General features: G+C 45.8%; 14 protein-coding genes, 1 pseudogene and 1 riboswitch. Of the genes and pseudogenes, 14 read left to right on the top strand and 1 reads right to left on the bottom strand.

The annotated features are described in order from the left end of the window. Positions 1-16: 16 nt before the first annotated feature. The 10 genes from benA to PAE54_RS01460 all read left to right on the top strand — a co-directional run bounded on the left by benA (position 17) and on the right by PAE54_RS01460 (position 9,985). Positions 17-1,399: a benzoate 1,2-dioxygenase large subunit gene (gene benA, locus PAE54_RS01415; protein WP_326518135.1), complete on the top strand. Its 1,383-nt coding sequence runs from the start codon at positions 17-19 to the stop codon at positions 1,397-1,399. Then, positions 1,396-1,887: a benzoate 1,2-dioxygenase small subunit gene (gene benB, locus PAE54_RS01420; protein WP_273779064.1), complete on the top strand. Its 492-nt coding sequence runs from the start codon at positions 1,396-1,398 to the stop codon at positions 1,885-1,887. The genes benA and benB overlap by 4 nt, the downstream gene beginning before the upstream one ends. Before the next feature lie 95 nt (positions 1,888-1,982). Continuing rightward, positions 1,983-2,999, top strand: a complete 1,017-nt coding sequence (gene benC, locus PAE54_RS01425) for a benzoate 1,2-dioxygenase electron transfer component BenC (RefSeq protein WP_326518136.1) — start codon at positions 1,983-1,985, stop codon at positions 2,997-2,999. A 40-nt stretch (positions 3,000-3,039) separates the two neighbouring features. After that, complete coding sequence (locus PAE54_RS01430) at positions 3,040-3,822, top strand: 1,6-dihydroxycyclohexa-2,4-diene-1-carboxylate dehydrogenase (RefSeq protein ID WP_326518137.1); 783 nt, start codon at positions 3,040-3,042, stop codon at positions 3,820-3,822. A 39-nt stretch (positions 3,823-3,861) separates the two neighbouring features. Then, on the top strand, positions 3,862-5,079 hold the full coding sequence (gene benE / locus PAE54_RS01435) for a benzoate/H(+) symporter BenE (protein WP_326518138.1): 1,218 nt from the start codon (positions 3,862-3,864) through the stop codon (positions 5,077-5,079). Positions 5,080-5,113: 34 nt separating this feature from the next. Beyond that, a complete protein-coding gene (locus PAE54_RS01440) occupies positions 5,114-5,785 on the top strand; it encodes a 3-oxoacid CoA-transferase subunit A (protein ID WP_326518139.1) in 672 nt (223 codons plus the stop codon). Positions 5,786-5,806: 21 nt separating this feature from the next. Next, the gene (locus PAE54_RS01445) at positions 5,807-6,460 is read left to right on the top strand and encodes a 3-oxoacid CoA-transferase subunit B (RefSeq protein ID WP_326518140.1); all 654 of its coding nucleotides are present in this window, start codon (positions 5,807-5,809) and stop codon (positions 6,458-6,460) included. Between the two features lie 18 nt (positions 6,461-6,478). Then, positions 6,479-7,684, top strand: coding sequence for a 3-oxoadipyl-CoA thiolase (pcaF, locus tag PAE54_RS01450; protein ID WP_326518141.1), 1,206 nt, complete (start codon positions 6,479-6,481; stop codon positions 7,682-7,684). Between the two features lie 16 nt (positions 7,685-7,700). After that, a complete protein-coding gene (gene pcaD / locus PAE54_RS01455; RefSeq protein WP_273779055.1) occupies positions 7,701-8,480 on the top strand; it encodes a 3-oxoadipate enol-lactonase in 780 nt (259 codons plus the stop codon). Positions 8,481-8,698: 218 nt separating this feature from the next. Beyond that, a complete protein-coding gene (locus PAE54_RS01460; protein WP_326518216.1) occupies positions 8,699-9,985 on the top strand; it encodes an MFS transporter in 1,287 nt (428 codons plus the stop codon). A 104-nt stretch (positions 9,986-10,089) separates the two neighbouring features. Here the strand turns inward: PAE54_RS01460 and PAE54_RS01465 are convergent, their stop codons facing one another. Beyond that, entirely contained in the window at positions 10,090-11,334 is a 1,245-nt protein-coding gene (locus PAE54_RS01465) for a D-amino acid dehydrogenase (RefSeq protein ID WP_326518142.1), read from the bottom strand. Between the two features lie 137 nt (positions 11,335-11,471). Next, positions 11,472-11,558, bottom strand: a riboswitch (glycine riboswitch). Positions 11,559-11,742: 184 nt separating this feature from the next. On the opposite strand from PAE54_RS01465, the gene PAE54_RS01470 reads away from it, so the two are divergent. From PAE54_RS01470 to PAE54_RS01485, 4 genes and pseudogenes are all read left to right on the top strand, one after another. Then, the gene (locus PAE54_RS01470) at positions 11,743-12,456 is read left to right on the top strand and encodes an SIR2 family NAD-dependent protein deacylase (protein WP_326518143.1); all 714 of its coding nucleotides are present in this window, start codon (positions 11,743-11,745) and stop codon (positions 12,454-12,456) included. Positions 12,457-12,540: 84 nt separating this feature from the next. Next, positions 12,541-13,626: a tRNA (uridine(54)-C5)-methyltransferase TrmA gene (trmA, locus tag PAE54_RS01475; RefSeq protein WP_326518144.1), complete on the top strand. Its 1,086-nt coding sequence runs from the start codon at positions 12,541-12,543 to the stop codon at positions 13,624-13,626. A gap of 241 nt (positions 13,627-13,867) precedes the next feature. Beyond that, positions 13,868-14,089: a hypothetical protein gene (locus PAE54_RS01480; protein WP_273779051.1), complete on the top strand. Its 222-nt coding sequence runs from the start codon at positions 13,868-13,870 to the stop codon at positions 14,087-14,089. A 98-nt stretch (positions 14,090-14,187) separates the two neighbouring features. Continuing rightward, positions 14,188-14,460 (top strand): annotated as a pseudogene (locus PAE54_RS01485) (phenol hydroxylase); the annotation flags it as partial. Positions 14,461-14,517 lie beyond the last annotated feature (57 nt).

Here is a 14,517-nt window from a genome sequence, read left to right on the forward strand (position 1 = left end):
AAGTCGGAGAGCGGACATGCCACGTATTCCTGTAATCAATACTAGCCATCTAGATCGCATTGATGAATTACTTGTTGAAAACTACGAAACAGGTGAATTCAAACTTCATCGTTCTGTCTTCACGGACCAGGACATTTTTGACCTTGAAATGAAATATATCTTCGAGGGCAACTGGGTATACTTGGCACATGAAAGCCAAATTCCAAATATCAACGATTACTACACGACTAACATCGGTCGTCAGCCAATCATCATTGCACGTAACCGTAACGGTGAATTAAACGCAATGATCAATGCGTGTTCACACCGTGGTGCAGAGCTTTGCCGTTACAAACGTGGCAACAAAGCAACTTATACCTGCCCATTCCACGGCTGGACATTCAACAACTCTGGTAAGTTGTTAAAAGTTAAAGATCCTACTGATGCGGGTTATTCTGACTGCTTCAACAAAGAAGGTTCACACGACCTGAAAAAAGTTGCACGTTTTGAAAACTACAAAGGTTTCTTATTTGGTAGCTTGAACCCAGACGTTCCTTCTCTTGAAGAATATCTTGGTGAAGCGACTAAAATCATCGATATGATCGTTGGTCAGTCTGAAGAAGGTCTTGAAGTTCTTCGCGGTGCTTCTACCTATACTTATGAAGGTAACTGGAAACTGACTGCTGAAAACGGTGCTGATGGTTACCACGTTTCTGCAGTTCACTGGAACTACGCTGCGACAACTCAGCAACGTAAAGAAAAACAAGGCGGCGACAACATCCGTGCGATGAGCGCTGGTTCTTGGGGTAAACAAGGCGGTGGTTCTTACGGTTTCGAAAACGGCCACATGCTACTTTGGACTCAATGGGCTAACCCAGAAGACCGTCCAAACTTCCCGAAAAAAGACGAATACACCGAGAAATACGGTGCAGCTATGGCGAAATGGATGATCGAGCGTTCTCGTAACCTTTGTATCTATCCAAACGTTTACTTCATGGATCAGTTCGGTTCACAAATCCGTGTTCTTCGTCCATTGTCTGTCGATAAGACTGAGGTAACGATCTACTGTATCGCGCCTAAAGGTGAAGCACCTGAAGCACGTGCACGCCGTATCCGTCAGTACGAAGACTTCTTCAACGCTTCTGGTATGGCTACTCCGGATGACTTGGAAGAATTCCGTGCATGTCAAGCAGGCTACCAAGGTATCGCGCTTGAGTGGAACGACATGAGCCGTGGTTCTAAACACTGGATCCAAGGCCCAGATGATGCTGCAAATGAAATCGGTTTGAAACCAAAACTTTCTGGTGTCAAGACTGAAGACGAAGGTTTATACCTAGCTCAACACGAGTACTGGTTGAAACTTATGAAGAAAGCGATTGCGACTGAAAAAGAGATTGCTGCTGAAGGAGAACAAGCATGAGCGCGATTACTTTAGAAAACATTGCTCAATTCCTTTATCGTGAAGCACGTTTCCTTGATGACGAGCAATGGGATAACTGGTTAGAGTGCTACGCTCCGAATGCACAATTCTGGATGCCAGCTTGGGACGACAACGATACGTTGACCGAAGATCCTCAGTCTGAAATTTCTTTGATTTTCTATCCAGATCGTCAAGGTTTAGAAGACCGCGTGTTCCGTATCAAAACTGAACGTTCTTCTGCAACCATGCCGGATACCCGTACTAGCCACAACATCAACAACATTGAGATTGTGGAACAAAACGGTGACCAAGTGACTGTACGTTTTAACTGGAATACTTTGAGCTTCCGTTACAAGAAAAACTACAGCTACTTCGGTATGTCTCGTTATGTGATCGATTTCTCTGGCGAACAGCCAAAAATCGTAAGCAAGTATGTCGTATTGAAAAACGACTATATCAACCAAGTGATTGATATCTACCACATCTAAGCTTATTAGATTATTGTAAAGAAACCCCGGCCCTGGCCCAATGGAATGTTGGCCCGGGCCATCTGATGTTTTAACTCATTTGTAGGATACTTGCCATGTCAAACCATAATGTTGCACTTCAATTTGAAGATGGCGTAACGCGTTTTATCACTGTTGTTGATGGCGAAACCCTTTCGGACGCAGCATACCGCCAAAAGATCAATATTCCGCTAGATTGCCGTGATGGTGCATGTGGTACGTGTCGTGCATTTTGTGAATCAGGCACTTATGATATGCCTGAAGATAGCTATATCGAAGATGCTTTAACTCCTGAAGAAGCGGCTGAAGGTTATGTATTGGCTTGCCAATGCCACCCGACTTCTGATGCAGTATTCCAGATTCAAGCAACCTCTGATGTTTGCAAAACTGAAATTCATACTTATCAAGGTACTCTCACTTCTGTTGAGAACCTTTCTGAATCAACGATTACTTTTGAAATCGAACTTGACGCTGCTGAGCCAGAAATCAATTTCTTGGCAGGTCAATATGTCAATGTAGGTATTCCGGGTACTGAAGAAACCCGTTCTTACTCATTCAGCTCTAAACCAGGCGACCGCAAAACTGGTTTCGTCGTTCGTAACGTACCAAATGGCAAAATGAGTAGCTTCCTCAGCCAAACGGCTAAAGTTGGTGACAAAATGACCTTTACTGGTCCATTTGGTAGCTTCTATCTACGTAGCGTTACTCGCCCAGTATTGATGCTTGCAGGTGGTACTGGTATTGCACCGTTCTTGTCTATGTTGTCTGTCCTTGAAGAAAAAGGTTCTGAACAACCTGTACGTCTTGTATTTGGTGTGACCAACGACTTTGACCTGGTTGCATTGGATCGCCTCAACGAACTTCAAGCAAAATTACCATGGTTCGAATACCGTACTGTTGTAGCTAACCCAGAATCTGCGCATGAGCGTAAAGGTTATGTAACTGGTCATATCGACACTGAATGGTTAAACGGTGGTGATGTTGATGTTTACCTCTGTGGCCCAGTACCAATGGTTGAAGCGGTACGTGGCTGGTTAGATGCAGAAGGCGTGAAGCCAGCAAACTTCCTGTTTGAGAAATTCTCTGCAAACTAAGTTTGAGTTCGGTTATACAGTCAAGATAAAGGAAACAAAGATGAGTCAACAACGTTTCAGCAATAAAGTAGTGATTGTTACAGGTGCCGCACAAGGCATCGGTCGCGGTGTCGCGCTACGTGTTGCCCGTGAAGGCGGCAAAGTAATCATGGCCGATTTCTCTGAGTATGTTGAAGATGTACTGAAGGAAATCGTCGAAGCCGGTGGTGAGGCAATCACTGTACGTGCCGACCTTGAACACTTTGAAGGTGCTGAAAAAGTTGTCAATACAGCCTTAGAAAAATATGGCCGTGTTGATGTGCTCATCAACAACGTGGGCGGTGCGATCTGGATGAAACCTTTTCAGGAATTCCAACCTGAAGAAGTGGAAAAAGAAGTTCGCCGCTCATTGTTCCCGACCATGTGGTGCTGCCGTGCTGTGTTGCCAACCATGATTGCGCAACAAGCCGGTGCCATCGTGAACGTTTCATCGATTGCAACCCGTGGGATTAACCGTATCCCTTATTCTGCTGCAAAAGGTGGTGTAAACGGTTTAACTGCCTCACTGGCTTTTGAACATGCCAAAGATGGTATTCGTGTCAATGCTGTTGCAACAGGCGGTACTGAAGCTCCACCACGTAAAGTGCCACGTAACAGTGCACCAATGTCTGAACAAGACAAAGCGTGGATGCAAGAAGTCGTGGATCAAACCATTGACCGTACCTTCTTCAAGCGCTACGGCACAATTGATGAACAAGTGAATGCTATTACCTTCCTGGCCTCTGATGAAGCCTCTTACATCACAGGTAGTGTTGTACCTGTAGGTGGTGGTGATTTAGGTTAACCGGCAGAACTGACAGAATCGTGAGCATGGAGGCATGCGATGTCTAATCTGATCCAAACATTAAAAGAGGACTGGTCGATTTCAGCCACCGTTGCAGGATTCTTAGCGGTACTGATTTCCTATTCTGGTCCTCTGATTATTTTCTTTCAGGCCGCACAAAAAGCCTATGTTAGCCCCGAGATGATGATGTCCTGGATCTGGGGCATTTCTATTGGTGCAGCGCTTACCGGGATCTACCTGTCAATCCGGTTTAAAACCCCTGTGATTACAGCTTGGTCAGCACCCGGAACTGCCCTGCTGGTGTCCCTTTTTCCAAGTATCAGTTTAAATGAAGCCGTTGGCGCTTACCTGATTGCTGCCGTCGCGATTTTTCTGATCGGGATCAGTGGCTATTTCGACAAATTGTTGAAATGGATTCCACAGGGACTGGCAGCAGGCATGATGGCGGGAATTTTGTTCCAGTTTGGCCTGGGTTTATTCAAAGCAACCAGCTCTATGCCTTATGTGGTATTTGGCATGTTGGCGTGTTATCTGGTTGCCAAACGTCTGTCCCCACGCTACACCATGGTATGGGTATTACTGGCCGGTGTGAGCTTGGCTTTATTGCTCGGTCGGATGAATCCGGTCGACATCAATTTTTCGCTCGCCCTACCCCAGTTCATCACGCCAGAGTGGTCATGGAATGCAACCTTTAACCTTGCTATTCCGCTGATTCTGGTCAGCCTGACAGGACAGTTTTTGCCGGGTATGGCGATCTTGCGACTCAGTGATTACGAGACGCCAGCCAAGCCAATTATCGCAGCTTCAAGCATTGCTTCGCTTGCAGTAGCCTGCGTGGGTGGCATTACCATTGTGCTGGCATCAATTACCGCAGCACTTTGCACCGGTAAAGATGCACATGAACTGAAAGAAAAACGATATATCGCTGGTATTGCCAACGGTATTTTTTACATTTTAGGCGGATTGTTCGCAGGCAGTATTGTCATGCTGTTCAGTCTGCTTCCGAAAGAGCTGGTCGCTGCCCTGGCGGGTCTTGCCCTTCTCGGTGCAATTGCCACCAACGTTACAGTGGCGATGAAAGAAGAAACCCAGAGAGATGCTGCTTTAATCACATTCCTTGCCACCGTGTCGGGAATGAGTTTTTTAGGTTTAAGTTCCGTATTTTGGGGGATTTGCATCGGCTTTATTGCCCATCTGATCCTCTCCAAAAATACACCGTTGACCAATACAACGCCTCCAACATCTTCACGCGCTTAACGCGTCTGCAGATGAAGTTTGATTAGGAAATATTATGATCGACAAAAGCAAAGCTTCCTTAACAGAAGTGCTTTCACAAATTAAAGATGGTTCAACCATTATGATTGGTGGCTTCGGCACCGCAGGTCAGCCCGCTGAACTGATTGATGGCTTGATTGAACTGGGCGTGAAAGATCTGGTGATCGTCAACAACAACGCCGGTAACGGTGACTACGGTTTGGCGAAGCTTTTAAAAGCCGGTGCCGTGCGTAAAATCATCTGCTCATTCCCACGTCAGTCTGACTCTTGGGTATTCGACGAGCTATACCGTGCTGGCAAAATCGAACTTGAATTGGTTCCACAAGGTAACTTGGCTTGCCGTATTCAGGCTGCAGGTATGGGCTTGGGTCCAATCTACACGCCAACCGGTTTTGGTACCTTGCTGGCTGAAGGCAAACCAACCCTAAACTACGATGGTAAAGACTACGTGCTGGAAAACCCGATCAAAGCCGACTTCGCCTTGATCAAAGCACACAAGGGCGACCGTTGGGGCAACCTGGTTTACCGCAAATCTGCACGTAACTTCGGCCCAATCATGGCAATGGCGGCAGATATCACCATTGCACAGGTGTCGGAAGTGGTTGAACTGGGTGAACTTGATCCAGAGCACATCATCACGCCGGGCATTTTCGTAAAACACGTGGTTCAAGTCACCCCAGCACAGTAATTGGCGATTAAGGAGAAATTCATGAGCTATAGCAAACTTACTCGCGACCAGATTGCTGAACGTGTTGCGCAAGACATTCCAGACGGTGCCTATGTGAATTTGGGTATTGGTCTACCAACCAAGATTTCGAACTACCTGCCATCAGACAAAGATGTGTTTCTACACTCTGAAAATGGCTTGTTGGCATTTGGTCCACCACCAGCAGAAGAAGACCGTGATCCTGAACTGATCAATGCGGGTAAAGAATTCGTGACCATGCTGACTGGTGGCTGTTTCTTCCATCATGGCGACTCTTTCGCCATGATGCGTGGTGGTCACCTTGATATCGCAGTATTAGGTGCTTTCCAGGTAGCTGAAAATGGTGACTTGGCGAACTGGCATACCGGTGCACCAGATGCAATTCCTGCCGTAGGTGGCGCAATGGACTTGGCTGTGGGTGCGAAGAAAGTCTTCATCACCACAGATCACGTGACCAAAAAAGGCGAACCTAAAATCGTTGCTCAACTCGATTATCCTGCGACTGGTTTGAAGTGTGTGGATCGTATCTATACCGACCTGTGTGTGATTGATGTCACGCCTGAAGGCATGAAAGTGATTGAGAAAGTCGACGGCTTGAGCTTCGAAGAATTACAAGCCATGACCGGTGCCAAACTGATTGATGCCACTCAGGCTTAATGGGAAAGGAATAACCACATGAAAAATGCCTATATCGTAGATGCGATTCGTACCCCATTTGGCCGTTATGCGGGTGGTTTAGCCCCTGTACGTGCAGATGATCTGGGTGCATTACCGATCAAAGCCTTGATGGAGCGTAATCCATCGGTGAACTGGGAACAGGTGGATGACCTGATCTACGGCTGTGCCAACCAAGCCGGTGAAGACAACCGTAACGTGGGCCGTATGTCTGGCCTATTGTCTGGTTTGCCACACCAGGTTCCAGCAACCACATTAAACCGTCTTTGCGGTTCATCCCTCGATGCAATCGCGACTGCTGCACGTGCAATCAAATCAGGTGAAGCAAATCTGATAATTGCCGGTGGTGTTGAATCGATGTCTCGTGCCCCATTTGTCATGGGTAAATCAGACAGCGCGTTCGGCCGTAGCCAGAAGATTGAAGACACTACCATGGGCTGGCGTTTTATCAATCCAAAGCTGAAAGAAATGTATGGCGTGGAAACCATGCCACAAACTGCAGAAAACCTGGCAGAACAATTCAACATTTCGCGTGAAGACCAAGACAAATTTGCCCTGCAAAGCCAACAACGTTGCGCAGCTGCACAAGCACGTGGTTACTTCGCTAAAGAAATCGTGCCAGTGGTAATCCCACAGCGCAAAGGCGATCCAGTGGTTGTAGATACCGATGAGCATCCACGTGCATCAACGACTGCTGAAGGCTTGGCAAAACTTAAACCCGTCGTCAAAGCAGACGGTACGGTCACTGCCGGTAATGCTTCAGGCATTAATGATGGTGCAGCAGCGCTACTGATTGCATCTGATGAAGCAGTTGCACAATACAACCTGAAACCACGTGCCAAAATCATTGGTGCAACCGTGGTCGGTGTAGAACCACGCATCATGGGCTTTGGTCCAGCGCCTGCAATCAAGAAACTGTTGGCTCAAACCGGTTTAACCCTTGAGCAAATGGATGTGATTGAGCTAAACGAAGCATTCTCGGCTCAAGCCTTGTCTTGTACCCGTGACTTGGGTCTTGCAGATGATGCTGCACATGTGAACCCGAACGGTGGTGCGATTGCTTTGGGTCATCCACTCGGTGCTTCAGGTGCACGTCTGGTCACCACGGCATTGAACCATTTGGAAGAAACCGGTGGTAAATACGGTCTGTGCTCGATGTGTATCGGTGTGGGTCAAGGCATTGCCTTGATTATCGAACGCGTATAAGGATTGGAGAACCGCAATGCCAACTTTTCAATCGAATGATGCTGTCATCAATTACCAGACTTTTGGTGATGCGAGCAAACCGGCTTTGGTGTTTTCTAACTCTTTAGGCACCAACTACGGCATGTGGCAGAAACAGTTCAATGTATTTAAAGAGAACTTCTTTGTCATCTGTTACGATACCCGTGGTCACGGTTCATCTTCTGCACCACAAGGTCCTTATACCCTAGAACAATTGGGTCAGGACGTCGTAAATTTGCTTGATCACCTCAATGTTGCTAAAGCAAGTTTCTGTGGTATTTCGATGGGTGGTTTGACCGGCCAATGGTTAGCCATTAACAAACCTGAACGTTTTAATCACGTGATTGTCTGCAACACGGCAGCGAAAATTGGTCAAGAAGCTGCATGGCTGGATCGTGCCAAACTGGTACGTGAACAAGGCTTGCAACCAATTGCCTCAACCGCAGCATCACGCTGGTTTACCGATCCCTTTATCCAGAGCCAAGCGGCAGTTGTGGAAAATCTGAGTAACGACCTTGCAGCTGGCAGCGCAGAAGGTTACGCAAGCTGCTGTGAAGCTTTGGCTAAAGCGGATGTTCGTGAACAGTTGAAAGACATTACCGTTCCGGTATTGGTCATTGCAGGTAAACAAGATCCTGTAACAACGGTTGCCGATGGCCAGTTTATGGTGGATCGTATTCCAAATGCAAAATTGTTTGAAATCGATGCATCTCACATCTCGAATGTGGAAAAACCTGAAGACTTTAATCAGGCTGTGAACGCATTCATCTCAGCTTAAATATGAATTTTAAAAAAAGCCTATCAACCGATGGGCTTTTTTATTTTCCGTTACAAATCAATATTATAGAAGAATAAAATAAAGATAAAAATACTGAAATTTTGTCAATTTTCATGCTATTAATGATACAAATTATGTGAATATTACAATATTTATAATTTTAAAAAACCTCCTGTATTTAGATGAGAAAAATTGATAAGGATCTACCGATGAGTGAAGTGATCTATAGCAAAGAAGAAAAACGTAAACGCGTTCTAGGGATTGTCGGAGCCTCTTCAGGCAACCTGGTGGAATGGTTTGACTTTTATATCTATGCCGTCTTTGCCATGTATTTTCAGCATGTGCTGACTGCTCCCAACATGAGTTCAACGGCTCAGGCCATTTATGTCTGGGGTGTATTTGCTGCCAGCTTTTTTATGCGCCCGATCGGCAGCTGGATTTTTGGCCGCATCGCGGACAAACATGGTCGCAAACAGTCCATGGTGATTTCGATTAGCCTGATGGCTGTCAGTTCTTTCCTATTTGCATTTCTGCCTACCTATGAACAAGTCGGTATGTGGGCACCCTTCCTGTTATTGATGGTACGTTTATTACAGGGCCTGTCTGTCGGGGGTGAATATGGTGCGGTTGCCACCTACATGAGTGAAATTGCCTTAAAAGGCCGACGTGGCTTTTATGCCTCATTTCAGTATGTGACCCTGTCTGGTGGTCAACTTCTGGCCAGTCTGCTGGGTGTCATTCTGCTGGCTTTTTTAAGTGAAGAACAGTTGATGAATGGCGGTTGGCGTATTCCGTTTATTATTGGCGGAATCACAGCGATTATTTCCCTCCTTGCGCGTAGCCGTCTGGAAGAAACCCTCTCACATGCAGATCGTGAACGCGAGGAATCAGGCAGTTTAAGAGCACTCTTTAAAAATCATTGGAAAACCTTTTTGCTGGTGGTGGGTTATACTTCAGCAGGTTCATTGACCTTTTATGTCCTGACTGTTTATTCCAAAACCTATCTGACCAATATGGGCATTGATAGCAAAACTGTCGGCTATATGATGACCTTTGCCCTATTTGTCTACATGCTGGCACAACCGGTGTTTGGCCTTATTTCCGATCGGATTGGCCGTCGAGCTTCCATGCTGGCTTTTAGTGCCCTGAGTGCTATTTTCATCTATCCGGTGATGGTGATTGGCATGAATCATTTCAGCTATTCACCGGTGATCGTGACTTTATTACTGATCTTTTTAATGATGATTTTGAGCTTTTATACCTCCATCAGTGGTCTGGTCAAAGCAGAAATGTTCCCACCGCATGTACGTGCCTTAGGTGTAGGTTTCTCTTATGCGGTTGGTAATGCCCTATTTGGTGGATCAGCACCTGCGGTGGCTTTACAATTTAAACAGGCGGGTATTGAAAACACCTTCTTTGTTTATGTCATCGTGATGTTAATGATCTGTTTCCTATGCAGCTTTGCATTACCAAAGGAACCTGAATACCTGCATCATGACCATTAATTAGAATCAATCATAGTAAAACCCGCCATGTGCGGGTTTTATCTTGCAGTTTATCTGTATTGCTTGCAAAGTTTGTCAAGTGAGTATCCAAACCAATAAAAATACTAAACAGGCAAATCCTGCTCAATCAAGGCCCCTAACATCACGGCGGTTGCAGCAGAAAGCGTCCAGCCCAAATGACCATGTCCGGTATGATAATACACCCCACGTCGTTTACCTCGCGACACCACTGGCATCATATTCGGCATCATTGGTCTTAATCCCGCCCAAGGCACCACCTGAGCTGTGGAAAGCTGAAAATTCTGATTGACCCAGTTAATCAGCGGTTGAATCCGATCCGCACGGATATCCCGATTGTAACCATTAAACTCCGCTGTACCTGCCACACGTAGACGCGTCAAGCCCAAACGACTGCTGACAATTTTGGCACTTTCATCCAACAGGCTGACCCAAGGTGCCTGCTGCTGGCTTTCTGTATCATTCAACTGCACAGTAATTGAATAGCCCTTGACCGGATAAACCTGAATATGATCACCGAGCATTCTTGAAATGGCATAACTACTCACACCGCCACAGACCACGATCGCATCCGTTTGCAAGTGGACACGATCCTGAGGTTCAGCATGCATGTTCTCTGCACTCGCCTGATAAATCAGCTCAATACCTTGTTGCGGATGGACAAAATCTACAACTTCAACTCCATATAAAAATTTCACACCTTTCTGTGCACAGACTTGCGACAGACCACGACAAAATTTATGGATATCTCCTGTTGCATCACCCGGTGTATAAAATCCACCTGCATATGATCCCGTCAGGGCTGGCTCGATCTGACGCATTTCTTCAGGAGTTACCGCATAACGCTCTAACTGAGCTCTGTTTAGTAACTGGTTAACCAAATGGGCATGATGAAAATCTGTCTCGTTATGAAAAATATGTAAAATCCCTTTCTTGACCAGATCAAACTCAAAACCCTCAGTTTCCGCAATCTCAAACATTTTTTCCCGTGCCAGCAGGGCTAAACGTACAGTCTCTACAGTATTGGTTTCATAAGCTGGGATATGCCGTAAAAATTCAAATAGCCAGCTATATTTCTGCAGGCTAAACGAAGGATTAAGTAATAATGGCGCATCCTTTTTACTCATCCATTTCAGACCTTTTTTGACCGTGGCCTGTGTGTTCCAGACTTCCGCATTACAAGCTGAAAGCTGTCCACCATTGGCATAGGAAGTTTCCATGGCAGCATAGAGGTGCCGGTCGAGTACTGTGACCTGATAGCCCAGACTATTGAGAATATATGCGGAGGTGATGCCGGTAATACCGGCGCCAATCACAGCAACATGTGACATAGACTGCTCCTTATCAAAGCCGAGCCTTGATGATATGCCCCATCTGTCAGGGTACCTGAGAGCTTCGATCGATTGCGCGTATGGTGCAATCAACTTTCCCCTTGGGTGTGCGTGTTAACGCCTCTCTCCAGAGTTGTGCAATCAATGCAGTCCTTTTACCTGAGAGTTTCCGGGGTCGTTGCTCTTTCGGCGCAGGGAATACCTGTCTCTCCTGCAATGATTTTTTATTTGTTGTTTGATAAGAGCAATGTATATGCCAAAAGCGAAATCTTGCAAGCAGTTTTATCCTCCACCGATCTAATGCTGGAGCTTCCAGCAGTTTTGCATAAAGAAAGCAGATTGCCTCAATTTGCATATTGCTCTCAAATACGGCATGTTGAAATGCCTATAAAATCAATTGAGGGACACATGCGTAAACTGGTGATCTTTTCAGGTGCAGGCATGAGTGCTGAAAGTGGTATCAATACTTTCCGCGATAGCAACGGCTTATGGGAACAGCACGACATTCATGAGGTGGCTACGCCTGAAGCCTGGGCCAAAAATCCGGCACTCGTGCAACGCTTTTACAATGAACGACGTAAAAATATTCTGGCAGCTCAACCCAATCAGGCTCACCAGATTATTGCGGATCTCCAACAGAATTTTGATGTCCAGGTGATTACCCAGAATATTGATGACTTGCATGAACGTGCCGGTAGCCTCAAAGTCCTACACTTACATGGCAATATTCGTTTCGCCAAGAGTTCCGGTCCTGGTGCACAATATAGTGACATCCTCTATCCGATCACAGGCTGGCAACTCGATCTGGAAAAAGACCGTTGTCCTGAAAGTTATCCCCTACGCCCACATGTGGTGTGGTTTGGTGAAGCCGTCCCGGCCTATGAACAGGCTGTCGAGCTGGTGCAAGATGCTGAAATCTTTGTAGTGATCGGCTCAACCCTGAGTGTCTATCCCGTAGCGGGCTTAATCCATCAGATTCCGGCAAATTGTCTGGCTTATTATATTGATCCACAAGCTGATTATCAGCGTGTGCCGCAACGCTATCACCTGCTAAAGCACTCGGCCACTCAGGGCATGCAGCAATTACAGCAGATCCTAGCCGACTTGATTGATCCTACATAAAGCTTATTTACTGCGAAACAGCCGCATACCCGGAATTTTTTGCTAAGATGCAGCATTATTTTGGCCTTTGTTTTTTGATTGTTTATGACCCCTGCCTATCAAACTCAACTCGATGAAAAAGTTCAGCGTATCACGGCGCAGTTCTCTGAATTTAATCCGCCTGCTTTGGAGGTATTTGCCTCTCCTGAACAGCATTTCCGTATGCGTGCGGAGTTTCGAGTTTGGCATACCGACAATGACCTGTTTTATGCCATGTTTGAACGTGGTGAGGATGGCAAGCAAAAAACCGTGGTGCGCGTCGACCAGTTCCCGATTGCCGACAAAAGCATCAATGATTTAATGCCAGTATTATTGGCAAAAATCAAAGGCAATCCCGTGCTGGAAAAGCGTCTGTTTGAAGTTGATTTCCTTGCAACCTTGAGCGGTGAAATGCTGGTCACCCTGATTTATCATTGCAAGCTTGAAGCCGATTGGGAACAGGCGGCCAAAACCCTGGCGGATGAACTCAATATCAAGATTATTGGACGTAGTCGCGGTCAGAAGCTGGTATTGAGTGATGATTATGTGGTCGAGGAATTACAGGTCTTCGATCGTACATTTAAGTACAAACAAATTGAAAGCAGCTTTACCCAGCCGAACGCCCAGGTCTGCCAACACATGCTGCAATGGGCCTGCACGTCTGCTGAAGGGGCATCGGGTGATCTACTCGAATTGTACTGCGGCAATGGCAACTTTACCTTACCGCTATCACTAAAATTTAACCGTGTTCTGGCCACCGAACTGGCAAAAAGCTCGGTGTATGCTGCACAGTGGAATATTGAACAGAACGCGATTGACAATATTCAGGTAGCCCGTCTGTCCGCAGAAGAGTTTACCGAAGCCTATCACGGGACACGCGAATTCCGCCGCCTACAGGAAGCCGAGATTGATCTCCAGAGTTACCAGTTCAGTACGGTTTTTGTTGATCCACCACGTGCCGGAATTGATGATGCAACCCTACAATTATTGTCAGGCTTCGAACGGATTATTTATATTTCCTGTAATCCGGATACACTGCACAATAATTTAAAAACTTTGTGTAACACACACAAAGTGACTCGCTTTGCTCTATTTGACCAGTTCCCTTATACCCATCATGTGGAGTCGGGTGTACTACTGGAAAAAATTTAAACAATTTATGACGATGTAAATGCATAAAATCGACTGGAGAGCTTCGGCTCTCCGTTTTTTATCAAGTTTTTCCAAAACATAAACAATGACAAAGCGTATCACTGTCACAAAAATAGCAAAAACGATAAATTTTCTTTGAAAAATGGCATGTTCAACTGCTGCTTTTCTGACTCAAGCATTATTGCTTTTTTAACAGATTTGGCTATATTTCGAGCTATGTTAGGTCGTAAATGAAGGCTCTATGAGTTTTTGGCAAAAGCTGTTAAAACCAGATCAGCATAACGAACACAAGAACCAGATCGTTTGTATTGAAAATGACTGTTCTTGTAAAAGCAATGAACAACTGCTTGAAGCATTGCGCAAGAGCACCGATGCTGAAGTCATTCAAGGCATCAAAAAAGTATTGATTGCACGTGGTTATAGCCGCAAAGAATTAACCGAATTCCTGCAAAAACCTGTTTAAATAAAAAAACCGCCTATATACGGCGGTTTTTTGTTATTTCAGAGCTACAAATTAAACTTTTTTAAACGGTGACCCAGCATAGCACGACTGATACACGCTTCCATTATATCCCGGCACTCAACGCACCAAAAGCTGAAGATGAATGGAACGGTTTCACTGGCTTTGTACATGAAGCTGTGGCAGATTACTTTGAGAACCGTTGTGCAGGACATAAAGCCTATTTATGTGGCCCACCGGTGATGATCGACTCTGCCATTTCGACCCTGATGCAAAGCCGCCTGTTTGAGCAGGACATTCATACGGAACGTTTCCTCAGTGCAGCGGATGGTGCCAGTGGCAATAGCCGTTCAGCATTATTCAAACATATCTAACAACAATACCGGGTGCTAGCACTGGCACCTCTACTTACCATAGGAAGGAAAATAACC

It is taken from the genome of Acinetobacter minutum (genome assembly GCF_035916735.1).
Taxonomy (GTDB): Bacteria; Pseudomonadota; Gammaproteobacteria; order Pseudomonadales; family Moraxellaceae; genus Acinetobacter.

Bases quoted from the DNA above. Each gene is read 5' to 3' on its own strand.
- benA (WP_326518135.1), top strand. From the start codon at position 17: ATGCCACGTATTCCTGTAATCAATACTAGCCATCTAGATCGCATTGAT.
- benB (WP_273779064.1), top strand. From the start codon at position 1,396: ATGAGCGCGATTACTTTAGAAAACATTGCTCAATTCCTTTATCGTGAA.
- benC (WP_326518136.1), top strand. From the start codon at position 1,983: ATGTCAAACCATAATGTTGCACTTCAATTTGAAGATGGCGTAACGCGT.
- PAE54_RS01430 (WP_326518137.1), top strand. From the start codon at position 3,040: ATGAGTCAACAACGTTTCAGCAATAAAGTAGTGATTGTTACAGGTGCC.
- benE (WP_326518138.1), top strand. From the start codon at position 3,862: ATGTCTAATCTGATCCAAACATTAAAAGAGGACTGGTCGATTTCAGCC.
- PAE54_RS01440 (WP_326518139.1), top strand. From the start codon at position 5,114: ATGATCGACAAAAGCAAAGCTTCCTTAACAGAAGTGCTTTCACAAATT.
- PAE54_RS01445 (WP_326518140.1), top strand. From the start codon at position 5,807: ATGAGCTATAGCAAACTTACTCGCGACCAGATTGCTGAACGTGTTGCG.
- pcaF (WP_326518141.1), top strand. From the start codon at position 6,479: ATGAAAAATGCCTATATCGTAGATGCGATTCGTACCCCATTTGGCCGT.
- pcaD (WP_273779055.1), top strand. From the start codon at position 7,701: ATGCCAACTTTTCAATCGAATGATGCTGTCATCAATTACCAGACTTTT.
- PAE54_RS01465 (WP_326518142.1), bottom strand. From the start codon at position 11,334: ATGTCACATGTTGCTGTGATTGGCGCCGGTATTACCGGCATCACCTCC.
- PAE54_RS01470 (WP_326518143.1), top strand. From the start codon at position 11,743: ATGCGTAAACTGGTGATCTTTTCAGGTGCAGGCATGAGTGCTGAAAGT.
- trmA (WP_326518144.1), top strand. From the start codon at position 12,541: ATGACCCCTGCCTATCAAACTCAACTCGATGAAAAAGTTCAGCGTATC.
- PAE54_RS01480 (WP_273779051.1), top strand. From the start codon at position 13,868: ATGAGTTTTTGGCAAAAGCTGTTAAAACCAGATCAGCATAACGAACAC.